This is a genomic window from Parafrankia soli (assembly GCF_001854695.1).
GTDB lineage: Bacteria > Actinomycetota > Actinomycetes > Frankiales > Frankiaceae > Parafrankia > Parafrankia soli.
Genome location: NZ_MAXA01000287.1, coordinates 1 through 17,464, shown reverse-complemented (window position 1 = coordinate 17,464; position 17,464 = coordinate 1). Strand labels below are relative to the sequence as shown.

Annotated in this window: 21 protein-coding genes; 4 read left to right on the top strand and 17 right to left on the bottom strand. The window is 64.9% G+C overall.

What is annotated here, in order from left to right:
- The first annotated feature begins 320 nt into the window (after positions 1-320).
- Positions 321-1,550, top strand: coding sequence for a CaiB/BaiF CoA transferase family protein (locus BBK14_RS34155; RefSeq protein WP_241832076.1), 1,230 nt, complete (start codon positions 321-323; stop codon positions 1,548-1,550).
- A gap of 9 nt (positions 1,551-1,559) precedes the next feature.
- On the opposite strand, the gene BBK14_RS34150 is transcribed toward BBK14_RS34155, so the two are convergent.
- Complete coding sequence (locus BBK14_RS34150) at positions 1,560-1,967, bottom strand: hypothetical protein (protein ID WP_131802499.1); 408 nt, start codon at positions 1,965-1,967, stop codon at positions 1,560-1,562.
- 38 nt (positions 1,968-2,005) lie between these two features.
- On the opposite strand from BBK14_RS34150, the gene BBK14_RS43120 reads away from it, so the two are divergent.
- The 3 genes from BBK14_RS43120 to BBK14_RS43115 all read left to right on the top strand — a co-directional run bounded on the left by BBK14_RS43120 (position 2,006) and on the right by BBK14_RS43115 (position 3,872).
- A complete protein-coding gene (locus BBK14_RS43120; protein ID WP_131802498.1) occupies positions 2,006-2,413 on the top strand; it encodes a hypothetical protein in 408 nt (135 codons plus the stop codon).
- Positions 2,414-2,725: 312 nt separating this feature from the next.
- A complete protein-coding gene (locus tag BBK14_RS34140) occupies positions 2,726-3,508 on the top strand; it encodes a GntR family transcriptional regulator (protein WP_083391440.1) in 783 nt (260 codons plus the stop codon).
- Between the two features lie 139 nt (positions 3,509-3,647).
- Positions 3,648-3,872 (top strand): hypothetical protein, encoded by a 225-nt coding sequence (locus tag BBK14_RS43115; protein ID WP_241832075.1) that lies wholly within the window; start codon positions 3,648-3,650, stop codon positions 3,870-3,872.
- A 531-nt stretch (positions 3,873-4,403) separates the two neighbouring features.
- On the opposite strand, the gene BBK14_RS36410 is transcribed toward BBK14_RS43115, so the two are convergent.
- From BBK14_RS36410 to BBK14_RS34080, 16 genes are all read right to left on the bottom strand, one after another.
- The gene (locus BBK14_RS36410; RefSeq protein WP_241832073.1) at positions 4,404-5,015 is read right to left on the bottom strand and encodes an IS5 family transposase; all 612 of its coding nucleotides are present in this window, start codon (positions 5,013-5,015) and stop codon (positions 4,404-4,406) included.
- The gene (locus BBK14_RS41115) at positions 5,012-5,191 is read right to left on the bottom strand and encodes a transposase (protein ID WP_241832072.1); all 180 of its coding nucleotides are present in this window, start codon (positions 5,189-5,191) and stop codon (positions 5,012-5,014) included. Before BBK14_RS41115 ends, BBK14_RS36410 begins: the two co-directional genes overlap by 4 nt.
- Before the next feature lie 249 nt (positions 5,192-5,440).
- Positions 5,441-7,003, bottom strand: coding sequence for an ABC transporter substrate-binding protein (locus BBK14_RS34125; RefSeq protein WP_083391439.1), 1,563 nt, complete (start codon positions 7,001-7,003; stop codon positions 5,441-5,443).
- Between the two features lie 778 nt (positions 7,004-7,781).
- On the bottom strand, positions 7,782-8,141 hold the full coding sequence (locus BBK14_RS34120) for a hypothetical protein (RefSeq protein ID WP_071067245.1): 360 nt from the start codon (positions 8,139-8,141) through the stop codon (positions 7,782-7,784).
- An 11-nt stretch (positions 8,142-8,152) separates the two neighbouring features.
- Positions 8,153-8,284 carry a hypothetical protein gene (locus tag BBK14_RS41525; RefSeq protein ID WP_275078534.1) on the bottom strand — a complete coding sequence of 44 codons (132 nt, stop codon included), beginning with the start codon at positions 8,282-8,284 and terminating at the stop codon, positions 8,153-8,155.
- Positions 8,285-8,328: 44 nt separating this feature from the next.
- Positions 8,329-8,580 carry a biotin/lipoyl-containing protein gene (locus BBK14_RS34115; protein ID WP_083391438.1) on the bottom strand — a complete coding sequence of 84 codons (252 nt, stop codon included), beginning with the start codon at positions 8,578-8,580 and terminating at the stop codon, positions 8,329-8,331.
- Complete coding sequence (locus BBK14_RS34110; protein WP_071067244.1) at positions 8,577-9,581, bottom strand: alpha-ketoacid dehydrogenase subunit beta; 1,005 nt, start codon at positions 9,579-9,581, stop codon at positions 8,577-8,579. The genes BBK14_RS34115 and BBK14_RS34110 overlap by 4 nt, the downstream gene beginning before the upstream one ends.
- Positions 9,578-10,576 (bottom strand): thiamine pyrophosphate-dependent dehydrogenase E1 component subunit alpha, encoded by a 999-nt coding sequence (locus BBK14_RS34105; RefSeq protein ID WP_071067243.1) that lies wholly within the window; start codon positions 10,574-10,576, stop codon positions 9,578-9,580. Before BBK14_RS34105 ends, BBK14_RS34110 begins: the two co-directional genes overlap by 4 nt.
- The gene (locus BBK14_RS42590; RefSeq protein WP_420849217.1) at positions 10,491-10,964 is read right to left on the bottom strand and encodes a 2Fe-2S iron-sulfur cluster-binding protein; all 474 of its coding nucleotides are present in this window, start codon (positions 10,962-10,964) and stop codon (positions 10,491-10,493) included. The genes BBK14_RS34105 and BBK14_RS42590 overlap by 86 nt, the downstream gene beginning before the upstream one ends.
- A 24-nt stretch (positions 10,965-10,988) precedes the next feature.
- Positions 10,989-12,446 carry an aromatic ring-hydroxylating oxygenase subunit alpha gene (locus BBK14_RS34100; RefSeq protein WP_198541517.1) on the bottom strand — a complete coding sequence of 486 codons (1,458 nt, stop codon included), beginning with the start codon at positions 12,444-12,446 and terminating at the stop codon, positions 10,989-10,991.
- Complete coding sequence (locus tag BBK14_RS34095) at positions 12,443-14,215, bottom strand: FAD-binding protein (protein WP_071067242.1); 1,773 nt, start codon at positions 14,213-14,215, stop codon at positions 12,443-12,445. Before BBK14_RS34095 ends, BBK14_RS34100 begins: the two co-directional genes overlap by 4 nt.
- A gap of 233 nt (positions 14,216-14,448) precedes the next feature.
- On the bottom strand, positions 14,449-14,970 hold the full coding sequence (locus BBK14_RS37955; RefSeq protein WP_476739420.1) for an amidohydrolase family protein: 522 nt from the start codon (positions 14,968-14,970) through the stop codon (positions 14,449-14,451).
- Positions 14,971-15,002: 32 nt separating this feature from the next.
- Positions 15,003-15,293: an amidohydrolase family protein gene (locus tag BBK14_RS34090; protein ID WP_071067241.1), complete on the bottom strand. Its 291-nt coding sequence runs from the start codon at positions 15,291-15,293 to the stop codon at positions 15,003-15,005.
- 226 nt (positions 15,294-15,519) lie between these two features.
- On the bottom strand, positions 15,520-15,891 hold the full coding sequence (locus tag BBK14_RS34085) for a fumarylacetoacetate hydrolase family protein (protein WP_157904383.1): 372 nt from the start codon (positions 15,889-15,891) through the stop codon (positions 15,520-15,522).
- Position 15,892: 1 nt separating this feature from the next.
- Positions 15,893-16,096: a DUF2437 domain-containing protein gene (locus tag BBK14_RS37950; RefSeq protein WP_131802494.1), complete on the bottom strand. Its 204-nt coding sequence runs from the start codon at positions 16,094-16,096 to the stop codon at positions 15,893-15,895.
- A gap of 806 nt (positions 16,097-16,902) precedes the next feature.
- The coding region (locus tag BBK14_RS34080; protein ID WP_116430216.1) for an IS630 family transposase at positions 16,903-17,464 on the bottom strand (562 nt) is incomplete at its 5' end.

Genomic DNA, 17,464 nt, shown 5'->3' with positions numbered 1-17,464 from the left:
CGCTAGCCCTTCGACGCAGAGCTCTTCCATCTCCTCCTCCATGCCGGTTTATCCCGGCGCTTTCACAAGATCACGCACCTGAACGCCATGCGGATATTCAACTTCGACCCATTCAAGTACATCCCGAAGGAGCATGCGACTGTCGCAGCCCTTCGCGCCCGCAGCGCCGGTCACGACGTCTCCTACGTGCCCGGCAAACAATACGGGCTCGGCAAGATCACTCAGTCGATGATGGGTTCGATGCGGACGAGCTGAGGGCTCGCTCACAATTGCTCCGATCGTACATGGTTACACCTATCGCCGCGAGAATGGGACGGGTTGTGGAACCTAACGAGACAGGATCGCTGCCGCTCAGTGGCGTGAAGGTACTTGAAGTCGCTTCCCATGTATTTGTCCCGGCGGCGGGCGCGGTGTTGTCGGAATGGGGGGCCGATGTCATCAAGATCGAGCATCCGAAGACTGGCGATCCCTACCGTGGTCTAGTGACAGCTGGTCTACACAAGCTCCATGGGGGCATCGACCCTTACTTCCATTCCGCGAACCRCGGCAAACGCTCGGTTGCCCTGGACGTCAAACATCCGGAGGGTCGRGCACTGCTCTCGCGGCTCGTGGCGGCCTCCGATGTGTTCGTCACCAATCTGCGAGCGGGAGCCCTCACTCGCCTGAAGATTGAGGTCGAGGACATACGACGCGACAATCCTTCGATCATCTACGTCCGTGGCACGGCCTTCGGCACCAAGGGGCCGGATGCCGGCCGGGGTGGGTACGACTCCGGCGCGTACTGGGCGCGCACCGGCATGCAGTACACCTTCACGCCGCCGGAAGCCGAATGGCCGACGATGGGCAAGCCGGCCTTCGGCGACGTGGTGGGTGGTCTCACCATCGCGGGGGCGATCAGCACGGCGCTGTACCGGCGGGCCACTTCGGGTCAGCCATCGGTCATCGACGTATCGTTGCTCGCGTCCGGGATGTGGCAGCTCCAGGTCAACGTGATGAACGCGCGCATCTCCGGYCTAGCCCATCACGGCGCGCCGGATCGGTACCAGTTCCCGAACCCGCTGATGCTCTCGTACCGGACCAAGGACAATCGATTCGTCGCGCTGCAGATGCTTTCGCCCGATCGCTACTGGCCTGACCTGTGTCGGGCGATCGGCCAGCCGGAGATAGCCGCGGATCCACGGTTCATCGACCTGGAGGCCCGTCGGGAGAACCGCCTCGAGTGCATCGAATGGCTCGACGGCGTCTTCGGCGATCGGAATTTCGACGAATGGTGCCAGATCCTCGCCGATTTCGACGGTGAGTGGGTGCCCGTGGTCAGCCCTCACGAAGCGGCCGATGACACGCAGGTGATCGCCAACGGCTATCTGCAGACGGTCGACTTCGACGGCGTCGAAATCCCCTTGGTCACCAGCCCGGTACAGTTCGACGGGCAGCCGGGAAAGCCGACTCGGGGTCCGGAACACGGCGAACACACCGAGTCCACCCTCCTCGAGTTGGGTCTGTCCTGGGAAGAGATCGGGCAGCTCAAGAGCAGCGGCGCCATTCTCTGAAGCAGACAGTCAGTGGTCGGGCGCATCCTGCCCGACGTCGAGGTCGCGATCTTCGACCCCCCGGGTAACCGGCTCCCGGCCGAGAGCCGCGCAATGGCACAGAACTCCTCGTGCGCGCCAGTCAGCACGCGGTCCGGCCGTCGTTGCGCCGTCATGACTGTCCAGCGCCCGGTACGCCTGGTCGTCGTCCATACCCGAAAGCCCGGGTATGACGACGTCCTCGCAGGCCCACTCGGCTGCGGACAGCTTCGACATCGGCTCGATCGCCCGGTTCGCCACGAGCGCGAACAGCACCCGTTCCACCGCCGCCGTGAACCCGCGGTCCGCCACCACCTTCTCGATCGCGGCAGCGACCCCGAGCTCGCGCCACAGCGCGTCCAACAACCACGTCACGCCGACCGGGCGGGCGTCGACCACCTTCATCCTCCGCCCCGGGTTCCGCAGTTCGTGGGCACATGGCGAAGATCGCTGAGATGAAACCGCAGGTCATGGGCCTGCCGATCTCGAATTTCAGTCGCGTGGAGCCGAAAGTGTGGTATCATCACTTGGCTGATTTTGTTTGCTACGCCTGGTCTGATGTGTTCGGTGTGGGCATGTACTTGCGGTTCACGCAGCGGCGGAACGCCGACGGGGCGGTGGTGCGGTACGCGGCGTTGGCGCAACAACCGGCAGGTGGATGCACGGTGAAGCCGCAGGTGCTGATGAACCTCGGTCGCACCGACCGGGTCGACGTCGACGGGCTGCTGCGGCTGGCCGCGTCGATCCGAGAACACTTCGGCGACGGCCGGGACGAGCCGGGCGGGCCTGGTCACGGGGAGGCGGGCCGCCCGCGCCGGGTGCCTGGCTGCCGACTCAGCGCATGAGCCGTTTGATCTGCTGGCGTGACCGCTTGCCCGTCGAAGCCGGCCTCGCGGACCAGAGCGGCGTCTGCGCACCTCGTACAGGCTGTGGCCGATCTGCTCCTCGCCGCGACGTTCAGCGAATGACCTGGATCCTGCTCAAGGGCTTGCTGCACCAGCCGCATCGCCCACTTACGCCGCTCCGTCGGCTACTTCCATCGGGGGCGTCGGTGTGGTCGGAAGGGAAGTGCGAGTTGACTAACAACTCGAGTGGACCGCATCACTGGGATCACGCGATGTCCAACACCGCACAGACCGCCGGGTGGGGTTGAGTACATGCCTCATAGTCCACTCTCAGCACCGCTGTATCAGCGGATATACGGGGTCCTCTACCGACGTATCCAGCGCGGTGTGTACGCACCGGGAGCCGCTCTCGAGAGCGAAGACGAGCTCGTTGCTGAGTTCGCGGTGAGCAAAGCGACCATTCGGCAGGCCGTTGGGGTACTCGTCGAGCGAGGACTCGTGGAGCGGCGTCAGGGGCGTGGCACATTCGTACGTGAAGACGCCGCGGTCCACAGGCCGCACGCCTTTGTCGGCTCGTTTACCGAGCTCATTATAGGCACGGACGACATGTCGTTTCGCGAATTCAGCGTTGAACACGATGTGCCGTTCCCTGTGAACGTTCGTGAGGCGCTCGGGATGCAATCATCTTCGGGTACGGCTCTGGTCTATCGTCGCGACTTGCGCGGGGAGCCGTTCGCCTACACGGTCGTCTACCTGTCTCCGGCAGTTGTCGAGCTCCTCGAGCCCGAAGAGATCGTTCCCTTTGAACGTGCCCATTTCGAGATGAAACGCGGTATGCCGATCACGGGAGCAACGCAGTCGATGTCGGCTGAGATCGCCGACTCGCTGGTCGCGACCAACCTATCGATCGAAATCGGCCAGCCCGTTCTGTTCTCCGAGCGCGTCGTGCGGAGCGAGCTGAGGCCGGTGGAGTTCATTCATACGTGGTATCGGGGCGATATGTTCAAGTGGCAGGCGGATCTGAGCTTCGCCTGGAGCGGCACAAATCTGACTGTTACGGTATCCGTGGACGAGCCGTCCATTCCGGCGGAATGAAGCTGCCCCGAGACTTCGGTGAGCGGCGGTCGACGTCGTGGGGGGCGGGTCGACGGTCATTGATCGCAGGCCAGGGTAGAGCGGCTATCTTTTCGTTGAAAACGGCCTTCGAAGGCTGTTCAGAGAGTAGACAACGGGAGTGCCGAATCGAGTTCAGGTTGGTCAGCTCAAAGTCGCCAGGGTCTTGTGTGAGTTTGCCGTCGAGGAAGCAATACCTGGCTCTGGCGTCGATCCAGCAGCCTTCTGGTCGCGGGCCGAGGCACTGATCCACGATTTCGCACTGCGGAACCAAGAGCTGCTTGCCCGTCGGGTCGAGCTACAGACCGCAATCGATAAGTACCACCGTCGACTCCCTGGACCGTGAACCGACGCCGCATATCAAGAGTTTCCGACCGAGATCGGCTACCTCGCGCCCGAGCCCGGAGGTGTTCGAGGTTGGCACTGCTGATGTCGATTCGGAGTGTCGAGACAGGCAGGAGCGCAGCTCGTCGTGCCGCTGCTGAACACACGGTTCGCTGTCTGCCCTGCGAACGCACGCTGGGGTTCTCTATACGACGCGCTAGTACGGTACGGATGTCATCGACGAGGCCGACGGTCGCGAGCGTGGCACCGGATACAACCCGAGGCGCGGGGCCGAGCTTGTTGCCCGCGGCCGGGCGTTCCTCGACAATCAGCTGCCCTTGGACGCCATCACGGCCTGCACGTCGAGATCCAGATCGACCGAGCCAGCCCAATCGGGTCCGCCGACCTGGCGGGGGTCAAGGATCTCGTGATCGAGACCGCGGTCAGCACCATCATGGATCTCGAGGACTCGGCCGCGGCCGTGGACGCGGCGGACAAGGTGCTCGGTTACCGCAACTGGCTGTTGCTGATGCAGGGCGGCTAACAGCTCGTTTCAGAATGATCCTTGGAGTTTGCGTAAGCAGATGATCGAGCAGGCGAGGCTCGGGAACGCCTGATGGATGTCGATCCGGCGTTCCCAGCGGGTGCGGAGCCGGCGGAACTGGTGCAGCCAGGCGAAGGTCCGCTCTACCGGCCAACGCTGGCGACCCAGACCGCTGCCGTGGGGCTTCCCCCGGCGGGCGACGATCGGAGTGATCCCGCGGGCGGACAGCTGCCGCCGGTATTTCACGTGGTCGTAGGCCCGGTCGGCGAGCAGGTAGCGGGGCCGGCGCCGGGGCCGCCCTCGCCGGCCGCGGATCGGGGGGATCGCCTCGACGAGCGGGATCAGCTGGGTGACGTCGTGACGGTTCCCGCGGTCACGATTGTGGCGAGCGGAACCCCGGTGGCGTCGGTGATCAGGTGGTGTTTGCTGCCGGGGTGGGTTCGGTTGACCGGGCTCGGACCCGTCTCGGGCCCCCTTTAACGCGTGGATGTGGGAGGAGTCGACCAGGGCCCGGTGCAGGTCGAGCAGCCCGGCGGTGTTGCACTCGGCGAGCAGCTGCTCGTGGAGCTGCTGCCAGACCCCGGCTTCGGCCCAGTCCCGTAGCCGGCGCCAGCAGGTCACCCCGACACGCCGAACAGCGCGGTGGGCAGCTCCCGCCAGGGCACGTCGTTACGCAGCACCCACAGGATTCCTTCCAGCGCCGCCCGGTCATCGACCGGCAACCGGCCCGGGTAACGGAACCGCCGCTCCCGCACCGGGATCAGCGGCGCCAGCCGCTTCCACAGCTCCTCGCTCACCGTCGCCTCATCACGCATGACACCGAGGTCTACCGGTCAAGCCGACCCGTTCCTGGCACGACACACCACTGTTGATCAGTCTTTGTGAAACGAGTTGTAAAAGGCCAGGTCAACGCCGGTGGCCGAGTTCTGGAACCCCACAGGAAGGTCCTGCTCCGCTGCCGACCACGAGGAAGTCTGTTGCGCAGTCCCAATTAGTCATTTGGATCGCGTCCTGCCTTGTGGGTGCGCTGCCGCACAGATTCTCGGTTACCGTCGGATCCACAGTTCTTCGGGCAACAACGAGCCGTTGCCGTACTGCACGAGACCACCGACGTTCTTCCCGGCCAAGGCGCTGGGCGCAGCCCGCACGAGAAAGATCACCGGAACCAGCTCGGCCAGCCGCTGCTGCACGGCGGCGTAGAGCGCCTTGCGTTCGGCCTCGCCGGTCGCCGTCCGGGCGGCCTGGAGGTCGGTGTTCAGGGCCTCGTCGTTGACGCCCGAGATGTTCGCGTCCGACTGCCCGTTGAAGGCATTCCACAGCCGTGGCTCGGGGTCGACGAAGAAGACCCCCGAGAAGATCGCGTCGAAGTCGTGGCTGGTGCGCAGGGCAGCCGACCGTGCGTGGTCGACGACGTCGATCTGGACAGACACGTTTCGGAACGCGCTGAGCTGCGCCTGGATGCCCTCCGCCAACGCCTTGCTGTCGGCCGTGGGGGAGACGGTTAGCGTGAACGACACCGGCTTGCCCGCGGCGGCCAGCTCGTCGAACAGCCGCTGCGCCGTGTCGCGGTTCGGCGTCGTCAGTGGGGTGTCCGTGTAGAACGTCGATTGCTTGCTGAACAACGTGTCCGCGACCTGTCCGGCGCCGTTGTAGGCCGCCAGGTTCAGTGCCTGCAGGTCGCTCGCGTACGCGAGCGCCTGACGAGCTCGGACGTCATTGAACGGTGCCCGGCGCTGGTTCAGCGCGACGTACACCCCTCCACTCAGCTGCATGACGTTGGTCCGCAGCCCCGCCTCTGCCGCGCGCGAGACGTTCCACCAGTGCGACTCGATAGCGACGTCGGCGCCACCGCTGACCACCGTGTTGAGCCTCTGGCCGCCGTCGAGTGCCACGCGCAGGGTCAGGCGGTCGAGATAGGGCTTGGGTGCGTCCCAGTACCGCGGATTCTTGACCAGCTCGATGGCGTCCTGCCTGGTCCAGCGCTCCAATGTGAACGGGCCCGCGCCGATCGGGTGCGCGTCGAACGCCTGCTGGCCCGCCGCCAGCGCAGCAGGCGACGCGATCCAGTTCATCGAGGAGATGACGACGATCTGGGCGAACTTCGGGATCGGCGCGGTCAGCGTGATCCGAAGCGTCCGCGGGTCGATCACCTCGGTCGATCCGACCAGCGACGCGTCCGCGGCGGACGCCCCGGGGACCGTCTTGAGCCGGTCCCAGTTGTACTTGACGGCTGCTGCGTCCAACGGGGTGCCGTCGGAGAACACCAGCCCCGGGCGCAGCTTCAACTCGAACGTCGTGCCGTTGTCCGAGGTCGTGAAGGACTCGGCCATCCGGTACCGGACTTCTCCGGACGCCGGATCGTCGGTCAGCAACGTCCCGTAGAGCGCATTGCCCAGCACTGCGGTACTCGCGTACGCGTTGAAGAGCATCGCGGGATCGAGACTGCGTGCGTCGCTTAATGTCAACACACGCGCAGTACCGCCCGGCACCGGCTCGCCGTCAGCAGCTGCCGAACTACCGGCGGGCGAAGCGCCACCGCCACAGGCCGCCAGGACAAGGAACAGACAGCAGGCCACGGCGGCCAGGGGGAAGCCCCTCTTGGTCGGCATGATGCACCTCTCAACTACGTTGGCGATGGAGGAGGGGTGGAGCAAACGACGAAGGCTGCGGTGCGTGGCGGATCCGCGCGTAGACCGGGCTGATCCCGGTGGTACGAGCCGGCCCTACGACGTCCTCGCACCGACGAGGTCCTCGCACGACGGCCCGGAGCGACCGATGGGATCGCGGAGGCGATGGCCGACGCCACCGAGATCACGACGGACAGCAGCAGGGCGAGTCTCGCGAGTTCTACCGGCGAGCCGGGGGCAGGCCCGCCTATACACGGACCGTGAATTGTGAATCTATACCGCGAATCGCCATTGTCGCAAGCGTGATCTGGTCTCGTCGTCGTCCTCGCCGAGCACGTTGCGGGCCATGGCCACGGAAAGCAAGAATTTGGCCGAAAAGGATGGAGACAGGGATGGCCCGATGCTGGAAAATTCCGACCGGCGCCACCGCTCGGGAGTCGGAGCGGGATGACCCCCTGTGCTGTCGCGGTGGCGGCGACCGCGACGGCAAATGGCGGGCCTGATCGGCGGACGGTGACGCAGTAGCATATTTCGGGCAGAGTGCCGCGAGTCCGTTCGGTGCTTTAAGTACGAAGGTACCCAGGGGCGCAAGCACATTCACGTGTACCCTGCACCCAGACCGGCGCTATCGGACGGTCGATGGGCGAACCGTGACGCTGCCTGGTAAAGCCCTCCTGACCGAGAGAAGGAGCTGGAAACTATCACCCTGGGTGACGGCGCCAGCTCCCTATCCTACCTCCACTATCAGCCCAGCTGGTAGTCAGCTAACCGGCGGCTCCGACTTCCGTGGCTCGCCGATCTCCTCGAAGACCCAGGGCGTTGCATTAGCGAGATCGAGGGCCTCGCTGATGGGCATGGCCGTAGTGCCGGCACGCTTCATCAAATCGCCAAGAACATCCTCGATATTATCGGTCTCGATCTCATACAGGGCAAGGTATCGTTGCGGGGCCACCTGGGCGGCTTCCGACGGGAGTCCATCCACCCTGCGGAACCGCTGGGCCGACTCGATGCCGTCGACGGCCACAAGGTCACCCAAGTGCTGTTGGTCGTACCACTCGTTGTATTCATCCTCTTTCCCGGCCGTCGGCTCGCTGAGAACAACGAGTCTGTATCGGCTCACTTTCCCACCTCCTATAGGGCGCTGCTGCGGTGTCCCTTGGTGAAGTCGACGATCGGGGTGTCGTGGTTGGCGGCGAACCGGCGGACCGCGGTCACGAAGCCCTCGATGATTGACGCCAGCGGGGCGGTGGAAGCAACCCGCATACCGGCCCGCAGACACACGCTCGTCGGGCTGGGGCGAAGCCCCGTTAGCTGCATTCGACGTCGATCACGGCGAGTTGCGCCCCGATCGGGTAGACAGCCTCAGGCTCGGCGTCTCCATGCCGGAGCACGCCGGTGGCCGGTGAGAGTACCTCCGTCTCGACCTTGTCGGTCCCGACGAGGTAGAGCGGCTGCTCCTCGTTGACGTGCTCGCCGTCCGCGACCAGCCACTCTATGAAGGTGCCCTCGATCGCCGCCATGGTGAGCTTGGGCATCCGAACCGGAACGATGTCGGTCACTTGACGTACTCCACGGAAGCACGGGCTGCTGCCGTGATGCGGTCGACGCTCGGGTACACAGCGGCCTCGAGACCCACGGCCGCAGGGATCGGCCGGTACCGAGACGCGACACGCTGGACCGGCGCCTTGAGTTGTCCGAAGAGCTCCGAGTTGATGCGTGTGGCGATCTCCGCGCCCGGTCCGGCAAACTCAACCGCGTAGTGCACCATAACCGCCCGGCCCGTGCGGCCCACCGATTCCAGGACAGCCTCCGTGTCGAGCGGGACCAGCGTGCGCAGGTCGAGCACCTCGGCGTCGATGCCCTCGGCGGCGAGTTGCTCGGCGGCCTGCAGCGAGTCGAATACGCCGCGGCCGTAGGTGATGAGGGTGACGTCGCTGCCGCTGCGCTTAATGTCGGCGGTGCCGATCTCGACGACGTGGTCGCCGGCCGGAACTTCACCGCGAATGCCATAACAGGCGATCGTCTCGACGAAGATGGACGGATCGGGATCGAAGATGGCCGCCTTCAGCAGGCCTTTAACGTCCGCCGGCGTGCTCGGCACGATCACCTTCAGGCCGGGAACATGCATGAACCAGCTCTCGAGGGACTGCGAGTGCGTGGCCCCCGACCCCAGTCCGCCGAACGTCGCGGTTCGCACCGTGAGCGGGCACGACGTCCGGTTTGCCGACATGAAGCGCGCCTTCGCCGCGATGTTGACGATCTGGTCCATTGCGATCGCGATGAAGTCCATGATCATGATCTCGGCGACGGGGATCTGACCTTCGAGAGCCGCACCGATCGCTGCACCCGCGATTGCCGCCTCGGAGATCGGAGTGTCCAGGACCCGACTCTTGCCGTGCTTGGTCGACAACCCGCTGGTCGCGCCCGACACGCCGCCGCCCGGGTCGGCCATGTCCTCGCCCAAGAGGAAAACGCGTGGATCGGCGGCCAACGCCTCGTCGAGCGCTTCGTTGATCGCGCCGACGACCGTCAGGGTCTTTGTGTCAGCGATAGTTGTCATGCCGGAATGCCTTTCATGTCGACGAAGAAGTCCTTCTCGAGCTCGTCGAGCCCGGGTACGGATGCGGCCAGAACCTCCTGGAGCGCCGTATCGACTTGCTGCGTCGCCTGCTCGTCTATGGCGGCGAGTTCGTCCTCTGACGACACGCCGTTGTCGAGGAGCTTCTGCCGGTAGCGCGGGATGGGATCGACCGCCTCAGCGGCGGCGAGTTCGTCCGGTGGCATGTATGACATCTGGTCCCCGGTATAGTGGCCTTTGAAGCGGAAGGTGACGCATTCCAGTAGCGTCGGACCACCGCCGCCGCGGCTCCGTTCGGCGGCCACGGTGACCGCCTGGTACACCGCCTCCGGGTCGTTGCCGTCGATCCGCAAGCCCGGCATCGCGTACGCGAGCGCCCGGTCGGCGACCTGGTCGATGTGCATCGTGTCGCCGATCGGCGTCATCTCCGCGAAGAGGTTGTTCTGGCAGACGAAGATGACCGGCAGCTGCCAGGTCGACGCGAGGTTCATACCCTCGTGGAACGACCCGGTGTTCGTCGCGCCGTCGCCGAAGCAGACGGCCGCGACTCGGTCACTCCCCTGCTGCACGGCCGCCAAGGCCAGCCCGACGGCGACCGGGACGCCCGCACCGACGATGCCGGTGCAGAGCATGACCCCCTGCTCGGGTGCGGTGATGTGCATCGTCCCGCCCTTGCCACGAGATGCGCCGACGCTGTGGCCGAGCACCTCACCAATCACCTGGGTCAGCGGCACGCCCTTGCCGATCAGGTCGTGCAGCCCGCGGTAGGTCGTGACCAGCCGGTCGTCGGTGCGAAGGGCGGCCCCCATGCCAGCGGGAATTGCCTCCTGACCCCGCGACGGCCAGATGGTGGCGGYGAACTCCCCCCGCAAGATGCCCCGGCGCAGGCGTTCATCGCAGGCGGCGGCGAGCGTCATCGTCGTGTACATCCGCCGGGCGACGTCCTGACTCACGGCAGTCGTCGATATGACTGTCATTCAAGACTCCTTCTGGGCTAGCTCCCCATGTTCCTTCTGACTCCGGCGTCGGTTGGCGGGCACGGGTCATGTTGTTGTCAGTCCCTGTCGCGGTCCGGACGCCCCGTTTCTCGAGGACGAGGCCGTCCTTCTTGACGTGCAGCCGGCAGGCCAGACGCACGGGAGGACTCCGCACCCGCTTGGCCATCCGGAGTCTCATCGCATCGGACTCCTCCTGAGTCATCGGCTCAGCAGCCAGCTCGTCGCCCACGATCTTGGTGAAGCAGGACATGCATTCAGCCTGGCCCCAGCACTTGGTTGGCCAAGTGATTCCCTGTCGCCAAGCCGCCGCGGCCACGGACTCCTTCTCATGTACCTCGATCCGGATGCCCGAGGGCTCAACGGTCACCCAGGGCACGGAACACACCACCCCTCACCGAGTCGCGTCTCCAGCCGGCCGAGTGCTGTAGTCAGCTGCGAGTCGGCGGTCCAACTCCTGGTGCATATTGCTGATGGTCTGCTCCCACAGCTGCGACAACCGGGTCTCGGAGATGCTCTTGGACTTGATCCCGCGCTGCAGGCGCTCCAGGTTTTCGAAGTCCTGGCGCGGGATCAGACCCCAGTGGTCCGTGTCGTCCGTGTCGAAGCGTCCGGTGAGCTCGGCGCGCTCCGGCTCCCGCCCGGCCGGGTACGTGGTCACCGACCAGACCTCGAAGCGGCACCATTCCGGGTCGTCGTTGTAGGGCCGCACCCGATAGTTCAGCGAGTTGGCGTACATGGGCAGCATCAGGTAGTTGGGAAACAGGAAGATGTCCCCGCCCCAGAGCCTCATCGCCGCCGGATCCGACACCGGGTTCGGGATGCCGGCACCCTTCCAATACTCGAAGAGTGCCTGGATGGCCTTACCGGCGAACTCCGGATCCTTKGGGTCGAGCTCGCCCGCCAGTCCCTCGAACACGTGGATGTCGCGCTCGAGCGCCATCGCGTCCTGACCCGATTGGAGCACGCGGTGGAACTCGATGAAGTCGGACTTGTCCTCCGCATCCTCGACCTCTGCGCCGGGACGGCCGCCGTAGCTCTCCTTGGCGTCGCCACTCTGGAAGCGGCCGTGTCCGTTCGCGAACGCCGTGTACTCGAAGGCTGCCAGATCGGTCTCGTCGCTGTCGTCCTGGTCGAAGGTGTAAAGCTGGGGATGGGTCTGCTTCAGATGCCAGCCCTCGAAGAACGCCTCCTGGGCCAGCTTCCAGTTGCAGTTGATTATGGCTTCCTTCCACCACTTCACCCGCATGTTCCCGACGCCGACCCCGCTGAGGATCTGTGCCGCCGGAAACAGCGCCTCGAGCAGTGGCGGCGCATTGTGGTCCATGTTTATCCACACATGCCCACCCCACATCTCCACGAGACACTCGCGCAGAGCGAGATCGTCGGGACGGAGCACCTCATCGGAGAAACCTTCCCGTCCGAAGATGTGTGAGCACTGCCCGTCGGTCTTCCACCGCCAGCCATGGAACGGACACGCGATCTGCCCACCAGGGAACCGGCCTGCGCCCACAGCCAGTTGGGTGGCGCGGTGCCGGCAGGCGTTGTGCAAGGCCTTCACCGACCCGTCCTCCTGCCGGACGATCAGGATGGACTGGCCGACGACCTCGTACTCGACGAAGTCTCCCGGCTCAGGGATCTCTTCCTCGCGCGCAGCCATCTGCCACACATGCGGCCAGAGCTTCTCCTTCTCGAGGTCGTAGAACTCTCGGGAGTAGTAGCGCTCGGCGGGCACGTGTAATGAGTCGTTCATGTGGAATGGAACCTTGGAATTCACCTCATCGCCGTTGGGCCCAGCGGCCAGGGCCTGCTCGATCTCGCGCGCGGCGGGTCGGGGGCCAGTCAGGGTCATCGTTGGTCGCCTTTCTCTGGGGGAGCTGTAGCTGGTCGTCTGGTGCCAGGCCGACGGATTGCCCCAATCGAGACGGGAGGTGTCGATGGAGCGGGCACGGTAGCGGACTCGGCCGCATGCTGTGCCGCGATCCAGCCGAAGGCAAATGTCGCACCGATGCTCGCCCCAGCGCCGGGGTAGTGCCTGCCCATCACCGAGGCAGTGCCGTTTCCGGTCGCGTACAACCCCTCGATGGGACGGCCTTTCTTGTCCACGACCCGTGCRTGTTCATCGGTGAGCAGGCCACCGGAGGTGCCCACATCTCCGGGGTAGAGAGCGACGGCGTAGAACGGTCCCTTTTCGATGGTGCCGACACACGGATTGGGCTTGACCGTGGGGTCGCCGTAAAAGCGGTCGTAGGCGCGCTCGCCCTTGTGGAAGTCGGGGTCCTGGCCATGCGCGGCACTCCGGTTATACCGATCGACCGTCTGGCGTAGGTGCGCCGGATCGATGCCACAGATTCCCGCCAGCTCTTCGATCGTGTCCGCGCGTTTCATGTAGCCGCTGGAGATCCAGTCCTTCGGGGTAATCCGCCCAGGAGTCTGGCCCCAGAGATAGCGATTGCGGTTGCGCGAATCGGTGATCCACCAACTGGGCACCGCCGACGCGTTGGCCTCGTGCCGCTTGTACATCTCACGGCCGACCTCCATATAGGACGCGGCCTCGTTGCAGTACCGGTCGCCGTCGCCGTCAACCATGATCGCGAACGGCTTCGAGCGCTCGAAGACGGCGAACAGCGGGTACCCGTTGGGGAGTATCGAGGAGGGGATCCACCATGCCTCGTCCATCAGATCGACCGCGGCTCCAAGGCGCATCGCGGTCTCGATCACCTCGCCGGTGTCCCCGGGGTTGGCGGATGTCCACTCCGCGGAGGAGGGCTGGCGCCCGTACTTCTGGCGCATTTCCGCGTTGCGCGCGAAACCGCCGGCCGCGAGCAGGACCCCGCGCCGTGCACGCACTCGGCGGGCCTGGCCTCCGTGCTCGACAATCCCACCGACGACCCTGCCGTCCTCGACGATGAGGTCAGCAAGCGGACTGTCCGTCCAGATCGGAATACCGGCCCGCTGCAGGCTCATCAGCATGTATCCCTGCAGTGCCGCCCCCGAGCCACGCACCTGCCGGCCACGCGCGGTGGCCCACAAATACCGGCCCACCACCTTGGCCACTGTGCGTACACTCTTCATCGTCCGCGGAGCGACCGCGAGCGGTGCGATGTCGTTCGTGTAGGCCGGCAGCGGTGGGAGGCCTTCGGCGATCCGGAGCTTGGACTCCCACGGCCCGAGCAGGCCAGTGTCGAACAGCTCGGGTTCGATGGCTCGCCCGCGAGCCTTGYCGCCCGGACGTTCGTCGTAATAGTCCGAGTAGCCTTCGCAGTGCCGCAACGGCACGCCGGCGTCGGTCAGGAACTCGACCAACGGCTCCACGGCATCAAGGAAGGCTTCGGTACGGGCCCGTGACGTCGCAGGTCCTTCGTCACCGACGACGGCGGCAAAGTAGTTCCGGGCGTCCTCTCGGCTGTCCTCGACCCCCGCCCGGCGGGATACCGGATTGCCGGGAAGCCAGAGGACCCCGCCGGACATAGCTGTGGAACCGCCGATCTTGTCGGTCTTCTCGACGATGAGCGTCTGCAGGCCCCTCGAATGCGCAGCGAGACCCGCACACAACGCACCGCCGCCACTGCCGACCACCAGGAGGTCGGTGACGTAGTCCCAGCCGTCGGCGGTGGTCATGAGCTCACCTTCTGTACGGCGAACGTCATCGCGTACCTGCACCGGGCGACGTCCTGACGTGCTGCTGTGGTTGATACGACTGTCATCGAAGACTCCTTGTCAGCCAGATCCGAAGCGATGCACGTGGTCAAAGGACTCGCACACCCAAGTAGCTGCTCTCCAGTACCTCCCGGCTTCGACTCAGCTCCGCCGAGCCGCCTTCGAGCACCAGATCGCCGTGGCTATCGATTGCCTCATCTCACTGGAAGAATGTCGTGCCACTGGAGGAAGACTGTGCGAGCCGTGGCCCAAACGTCATTGGCTGGTGAAGATGCGGAACAGGTCTGAGGGCAGCAGATCGTCGGCGTGGCGTTCGCGCCCGGATGAGACGGCCCCCAGGTAGGAGTAGTCGGCGGCCTCGAGCATGAACGGCACCACCCGATTCCGCTCTCGACAGAGACGAAGTTCAGGCGGGGGAAGCGCTGCAGCACGCCGGATGAGATGAGATCCGCGCACTGGATTCCGTTCTTAAAGAACAGGTCGACGACTAAATAGGTGATGAAACCGGCGATGCCGTGCGCGGCGATCCGATCGGCATTGATCTGCGCTTTCCTACTGCTACTGCCCTCGCCGCCGCCGATGTGGAAGTGCAGCGGCATGTCCGCGTCCTGCGCGGTTGAGTACAGCGGATCCCAATACCGGTCACACGCGGAGRCAGGCCGAAACGGTGCGGTTCCCCCGTGAACAGAATTGACTTGAACCCCAACTCGGTACACCGCTCGATCTCGGCCACTGACGCCTACACATCTCAGAACGGCAAGGACACGTTGGGAATCAACCGCCGYGGGGCAACCGACACCAACTCATGCTGGAAGTCGTTGTACGCCCGCACGCAGTCCAGCTGCAGCTTCCCGTCGTTCATGCTCAGGAGCCACTGAGCTCCGAACCCCGCGATGTTCGGATACAGGACCTGCGCCCAGGTATCCGCCTGGTCCATGTACTTGATCCGTTCGGCCGAACTGTAGGCGCCGGGGTGAACCTCGTCGAACCCCGGAGGGTAGCTCGCCAGAAAGTCCTCCCAACCGGCCGGAGCCGACACACACCCACCATGTCGATCTTCACGTCATTCAGAACCCACACGTCTCGACCGTCCTTGTCACGAAACACGTGCGGCACTCGCTCCACACCCTTCGACGCCACCCGACTGGTCCACACGTCGGCCGGCTCGGTGATATGACTATCGGCTTCAATGATCAACGCAGTCATCTCAATGCTGTCCCCTCATGTCTTCCGGCTCGATCTTTCAGTCGGTACCAACGCCCGGATCAACTCGCGATCAACTCCTCCCTTGCGATCTTGTTGATCAAGGTGCCCACCCCCTCGACGGTGACGGTCATGACGTCGCCCACGTCGACCCGCGACACCGGAACCGGAGTGCCCAAAGCGATCAGGTCGAACCGGCGCAAGGTGAACAGTTGCGAGGCCCAGCTGATGGTCTCCAGAACGTCCCAGGTGTAGTCCGCCGTATTGCCCAGCTGGCTCGGTACACCGTTGACGGACCCGCTGATCACCAACCCCTTCCTAACCTGGTCCGGGCTCACATCCGTATCAATCCAGGGGCCGAATGAGGCGAACGTGTCCACCGACTTAGCACGCATGAAGTCCATGTCCTCCACCCCTTGATCGGTCAGAGTCATGTCATTCACACAAGCGAAACGCACCCAATACAGCCAGAATCTTCGTCGGCTCAACCGGCGCCAGAAACTCCACATCACCAATCGCCACGCGCTCACCAGTACGCTCAGCACGCTCGGGCTCACCCTCACCAAGCAGGTACAACTGCTCACCATCGACGTGACAAAAACGCGGCACGCCACCAACACGGACACGGGCGAAACGCATACAGAAACTCCTTCAGGTCGATCGGTCGGCATAGACGCCGCAGGTCATTCGCGGACCGCTCCAGCACCTGGTGCCATCAGTGGGCCTCGCGACGCACCGACGAAGATTCACCGCCGCGTGTCGCCGCGGGCCGCGCTAACGCACGGGCATTGATCGACGCTGGAAAGCTAGTGCTGGGACCGGCAATGTTCGCCCTGTCCGTCGTGGCCAGGTGGATGGATGGCAAGGCGCCGGGATCCGCCGCGTAGCAGCGCTCCTCGAGGATTCCGGCAACGCCACCAGGCGCCGCCGGGGCACGGCGGACAGGGTAAACGTTGCCGGTCCCAGCACCAGGAAGGTCTCAGAATCCCAGCGATCCGACCACCTCATGTGGCTCCACGACCGCAGCAGCACCCCCACTCGTATGGTTATCCATATGACCGGTTGTCCGGCAGTCTAGCGAGGTGTGATGCCAAGCACAATGCCCTCGTATAAGCCAGATCGGGAGTCTCGTCGGTGGCCGCGTTGCACCATGTCGGGTTTGGTGTGGCCGTCCCGTTTGAGCACAATTACTCCCGTCTGCGCAGGTCAGTGCGCAGGTCAGACGGGGGTGCGATGGCGAGGAGATCCTGGTGCACTGGCACGCGCCCCCCACCAGCCCGCCCGGACATCCGGGCGGGCTGTGGCGTTCCTGGGCCCCATAGACGGCGCCCTCAGATGGACGCGGAGCGCCGTTCGGATACCGGCCGGAGTGATGCCGGGACGGGGGTTTGGCCGACCCGCCCCTGGGCACTAGTGCAGCGCCGCGCAAGTCCTGCTGGGGTTGGTCAGGCTGCTTTGAGGGGTTCGCCGGTGTAGGTCCAGCGGTAGGGCTTGGCGGTCCGGTCGTAGACCTCGATGAAGTGGAGGATCTTGTTGGCGAGGTCCTCGCGGGAGGTGAACTCGCCGCGGCGCAACAGCCGGCGGCTGATGGTGGAGAAGAAGATCTCAACCATGTTGAGCCAGCTGGCGTGCTTGGGTGTGTAGGTCACGCTGAACCGGGGGTGGGCCGCCAGYCACGCCCGGGTCGCCTTCGAGGTGTGGCTGGGGCCGTTGTCCATCACCAGATGGATTTTCAGGCTGGGGTGGATCGCCTGATCGAGCCGGGACAGGAACCAGATGAAGTTCTCCGAGTTGTTCCGCCCCGGGATGATCTCGCCGAGGACTTCACCCGTCATGACGTTCATCGCGGCGATCAGGCTGACCGTGCCGTGGCGGACGTATTCGAACTCGCGGCGGGCGGGTTGGCCGGGGCGGGTGGTTCGGGTGGGGTGACGTCGGGAGCGGGCCTGGATCGCGGTCTTCTCGTCCAGGCTGAGTAGCACTGTGCCGGCGGGTGGATGCAGGTAG

Coding starts and splice junctions, on each gene's coding strand:
- BBK14_RS43120 (WP_131802498.1), top strand. CDS start 2,006: ATGGCGAAGATCGCTGAGATGAAACCGCAGGTCATGGGCCTGCCGATC.
- BBK14_RS34140 (WP_083391440.1), top strand. CDS start 2,726: ATGCCTCATAGTCCACTCTCAGCACCGCTGTATCAGCGGATATACGGG.
- BBK14_RS34125 (WP_083391439.1), bottom strand. CDS start 7,003: ATGCCGACCAAGAGGGGCTTCCCCCTGGCCGCCGTGGCCTGCTGTCTG.
- BBK14_RS41525 (WP_275078534.1), bottom strand. CDS start 8,284: ATGCGGGTTGCTTCCACCGCCCCGCTGGCGTCAATCATCGAGGGCTTC.
- BBK14_RS34110 (WP_071067244.1), bottom strand. CDS start 9,581: ATGACAACTATCGCTGACACAAAGACCCTGACGGTCGTCGGCGCGATC.
- BBK14_RS34085 (WP_157904383.1), bottom strand. CDS start 15,891: ATGACTCTGACCGATCAAGGGGTGGAGGACATGGACTTCATGCGTGCT.
- BBK14_RS37950 (WP_131802494.1), bottom strand. CDS start 16,096: ATGCGTTTCGCCCGTGTCCGTGTTGGTGGCGTGCCGCGTTTTTGTCAC.